At 48.6% G+C, this 4,397-nt stretch carries 5 protein-coding genes; 4 read left to right on the top strand and 1 reads right to left on the bottom strand.

All coding sequences use genetic code 11. The features are described 5' to 3' along the window. The coding region (locus ACTHSP_RS12290; protein WP_440346183.1) for a dual-action ribosomal maturation protein DarP at positions 1 to 95 on the bottom strand (95 nt) is incomplete at its 3' end. Between the two features lie 128 nt (positions 96 to 223). On the opposite strand from ACTHSP_RS12290, the gene pmbA reads away from it, so the two are divergent. From pmbA to ACTHSP_RS12270, 4 genes are all read left to right on the top strand, one after another. Beyond that, complete coding sequence (gene pmbA, locus ACTHSP_RS12285) at positions 224 to 1,555, top strand: metalloprotease PmbA (RefSeq protein WP_314512052.1); 1,332 nt, start codon at positions 224 to 226, stop codon at positions 1,553 to 1,555. 87 nt (positions 1,556 to 1,642) lie between these two features. Then, on the top strand, positions 1,643 to 2,812 hold the full coding sequence (locus ACTHSP_RS12280) for a glycosyltransferase (protein ID WP_440346182.1): 1,170 nt from the start codon (positions 1,643 to 1,645) through the stop codon (positions 2,810 to 2,812). Positions 2,813 to 2,966: 154 nt separating this feature from the next. Beyond that, positions 2,967 to 3,476 (top strand): cold shock domain-containing protein, encoded by a 510-nt coding sequence (locus ACTHSP_RS12275; RefSeq protein WP_314512048.1) that lies wholly within the window; start codon positions 2,967 to 2,969, stop codon positions 3,474 to 3,476. 720 nt (positions 3,477 to 4,196) lie between these two features. Further along, a partial coding sequence (locus tag ACTHSP_RS12270) for a hypothetical protein (RefSeq protein WP_440346181.1) occupies positions 4,197 to 4,397 on the top strand: 201 nt, incomplete at its 3' end.

The raw sequence follows: 4,397 nt of genomic DNA, 5'->3' as shown, positions 1-4,397 counted from the left end.
GAGAGCTTGGTCAATTCCATACCCAAAGCCTGCAAATCGTTCATCTGCTTTTTCATTTGGGTTTTGCTGACCCATTCATCTTCTTGTTCAAACATTGTGTGTGTTTCCCTGATTTTCTGAATCTGCCTATTTTATCAGTTTTCAGACGGCCTTTCCGTGCAATTTTTGCAGAGGCCGTCTGAAACGGTTAAAATGCCGCAAAACCCTGTCAGGAAACCTTTTTATGCTGTTTAACCACACACCGGACGAGCTGTTGCGCTTGTGCGGACACACGCTGGATTTGGCCAAACAATCCGGCGCCACCTCGGCCGAAGCCGATTTCAGCGAGTCGCTCGGCCAAAGCGTCAGCGTACGCTTGGGCGAAATCGAACAAATCGAGTTCCAACAAGACAAATCTTTAGACATTACGGTCTATGTCGGTCAACGCAAAGGCCGCGCCAGCACTGCCGACTTCTCCGAACGCGCCCTGCAAGATACGGTCAAGGCCGCCATCGATATTGCACGCTATACCGCCGAAGACAATTGCGCTGGCCTTGCCGACGCTGCCTTGATGGCAACCCATATCGGCGACCTCGACCGCTACCACGAATGGGATTTGAGTACCGAATCCGCCATCGATTTGGCCAAGCAATGCGAACAGGCCGCGCTGTCAACGGACAAACGCATTGAAAATTCCGAAGGCGCATCGGTTCATACTGGCCATTACCAATACGTCTACGGCAACACCCACGGCTTTGCCGCACACCAGCAAAGCACGCACCACAGCATTTCTTGCAGCGTGGTCGCCAGCGACGAACACGGCATGCAGCGCGACTATTGGTATGATTCTTCCTGCAGTCACGAAGACATGGACGCGCCCGAGCTCATCGGCCAAACCGCAGCCGAACGGACTTTACGCCGTCTGAACAGCCGCAGCGTTCCGACCGGCAGCTATCCCGTACTGTTCGACACCACTGTCGCCGTTGGCTTAATCGGCCACCTTATCGGCGCACTCAGTGGCGGCGCGCTCTACCGTCAAAGCAGCTTCCTGATTGACAGCATCGGCAAACAGGTGCTTCCCGAGTTTCTCAGCCTTCGTGAAGAACCGCATATCCTGCGCTCGTTCCGCAGCACTTATTTCGATGCCGAAGGCGTGGCCACGCAGCCGCGTTTTGTGGTGAAAGACGGCATAGTTGAAGGCTATTTCCTCAGCAGTTACAGCGCGAAAAAACTCGGCATGCAGACAACGGGCAACGCCGGCGGCGCGCACAATCTGTATCTGAACCACACCCATGCCACGCAGGCCGACCTGTTGAAAGAAATGGGAACAGGTTTGCTGGTTACCGAATTGATGGGACAAGGCGTCAACGGCATTACCGGCGACTACTCGCGCGGTGCGGCCGGTTTTTGGGTGGAAAACGGCGTCATTGCCTATCCAGTTCAGGAAATCACCATTGCCGGACGTTTGCAGGATATGTACCGCGACATCATCGGCGTGGCAGACAACGCCTTACGCCGTTCATCCAATCAAATCGGCTCCATCTTGGTTTCTAAAATGACGGTTGCCGGCAACTGATTGAACTAAATATACAAAAGGCCGTCTGAAAGATATCTTTTCTTTTCAGACGGCCTCGCCGTTATCTACTTCCATAAAAAACACATCATGCATATTGTCGTTATCCCCTCTTGGTATCCTTCTTCCGAAACCGACGTGGACGGAATCTTTTTCCGCCTCCAAGCCCAAGCTCTGCAACGCGAAGGCATGAAAATCGGCATGGTCGTACCCATGTTCCGCTATTTGAGAAGCCAGCCGAAAACCATCTTCTCGCGCTTCTACGGCCTGCGCCGCCATCAGCAAGGCGGACTCAACACTTACGCCTACGACAGCATGTATTTCTTCCCGCGCTGCCCGGTTGTCGACATCGACCGCATCCGCTGGGTTAATGCAGGCATGAAAGCTTTTGAAGCCTATATCGCCGACAACGGCAAACCCGACGTAATTCACGCCCATTGCGTCAACTACGCCGCCATTTTGGCCTGCACCATCTTCAAAAAATACGGCATTCCCTATGTGATTACCGAACACAGCAGCGCCATTTCACGCGGCCTTGTCCGCAAAAACCAATGGCCGTCCATGCACGAAGCCGTGCGCCACAGCGCGGCACGGTTTGCCGTCAGCCGTGATTTCTGCTGCATTCTCGAAAAAACCTACGCCGGTACAGACTGGCAATATCTGCCCAATATGCTGGGCGGTAATTTTGAACAGGATTTCGAGTTCCCCGAAAAAAACCATCAAGACTTCACCTTCTGCAGCGTCTCCCACCTGCGCCACCTCAAAGGCCACGACCTGCTCCTGCCTGCCTTTGCCGAAGCACTCAAAACCTATCCGCAGCTCAAACTCAAAATCGGCGGTGGCGGCGCAGAAGAAGGCCGTCTGAAACAACTGGCAAGCGACTTGGACATCAACCACGCCGTTACCTTTACCGGCGCATTGACCACCGACCAAACCCTAGACCTCATGCGCCACAGCAACGCATTCGTCCTCGCCAGCCGTACCGAAACCTTCGGCGTCGTCTATATCGAAGCACTGTCGCAAGGTTTGCCCGTTATCGCCACACGCTGCGGCGGCCCCGAATCCATCGTTACTTCCGACAACGGCCTACTGGTGCCAATCGAAAACATACCGGAACTGACCAAAGCATTGCTCACCCTCTACGAAAACCATGCACACTACGATCCCGTCCGTTTGCGCCAAGATTGCCTGCAACAATTCGGCAGCCGTGCCATTGCGCAACACCTGACCGACACCTTCCAAAAAGTGCTTAATAAATAGGCATAAACCATGCAGGCCGTCTGAAATCCTTCAGACGGCCTGCATGCTTCCAATAAGACAAATCTAGTGTAAAATTAAGACAATAACTAAACTTTTTGATCTAAAATCAGTCCAAGGAAAAACTGTTACCTATAATAATATCCCCACATACATTATGCGCTATTACGGAACGATTACTCGCTGGAACAGCAAGCGCGGCTTCGGCGCCGCTACCATAGAAGACACAGGCCAAGAAATCTTTCTTGCCCTTGCCGCCTTCACCACCCTTACCCGCCTTCCGGCCGAAGGGCAACACATCTCCTTCAACATCACAGAAGGCCGACGCGGGCGCAAGGAAGCCGAAAACGTCTGTTTCGCCCTCGATTGCGCCGACTGCTTCGATGTCCTCGTCCCTCCCCCCGAAAAACCCCTCGCCGGTAAACAGGCCATCGTCGGCCTGATCGCCGTTATCTTCGTTTGCAGCATTTTCGCCGCCTTGTGGTACGGCCTCCACTTTTCCGACAACACACCGGAAGAGCCAGCCGTCAAAAAACAAGAAACTATGGTTCACGAAGTAGCCGCCAAAATCGAAGCCGAACGCAAAGCATGGCGCGATGCCGTCAATGGCAGCAACCAACAATCGGGGCAGCCTCAACGAGCCAAAGATAATACGTCGAAAGAATAATAATATTTATATCAGATTAAAAGCCTTTTATATCAAAGCTTTTTTTATCAAAATTTCAAATATAGCAAGCCAACTTTAAAAAAACTGCCTTCTGCATATTTAATGTCCGAAGGCAGTTTTTCATTGAAAATAAAAACACTTCAATTTGCCATGTTCAAAACATGCTTCTCTGACGCTATCCATCCAGATAGAAATAAGCACCATGTATAAAACGAATCCAAACTACTCAAATACCCAATATTTTAATCGTCAATAAAATAGATTTATTGATGCAATTAGATATACCCAATTTGAATATTACAAAATATAGTCCTGCCAAATTTAAAAGTATATTTTTTCAAAGACTTAATGTACCTCTGAAAAAATATAAACAAACTTGGGGCGCACTCTAAACAGTTTATTAAATAAAAGCATTTGACACTCTATTACGTAAGACTATACATATTACCCTGACTTAATTCCTTTTAATTTTTGATAACATTCTGTTTTATATATTGTATCTTTCCTACAACATCAAAAAAATATTCAAAAATATCAAAATGCATAACATCTTGATTTCATAAAATAAATATTTAAATATCATTATCTTCCTAATAGTTTCCCCCTACACTTTCTATCTTATCTGTTTGTTTGTGTATGTATTTGTTGTAAAATTTTTTTCGACCGTAAAAGTCATTAACCAGATTTAACTGATATTCAAATATTTAAGGATTCAAACTTATGAACACAAAAATCAAAACGACAGCTTTGGTTTGTGCCGCTTTGTTCGCGGTAACTGCATGTAGTAGCAATGGTGAGAGCGGTCCAGATATCAACCCAACTAATCCAATTACTCCAACTAAACCGACTACTCCTACGACTCCAGCTCAACCAACTACTCCTGAAACTCCAGCTAAACCGACTACTCCTGAAACTCCGGCT

This window comes from Neisseria sp. P0001.S005, from assembly GCF_051963715.1.
Note: the sequence above shows the minus strand (reverse complement) of the source record. Positions and strands in the feature narration are given on the sequence as shown.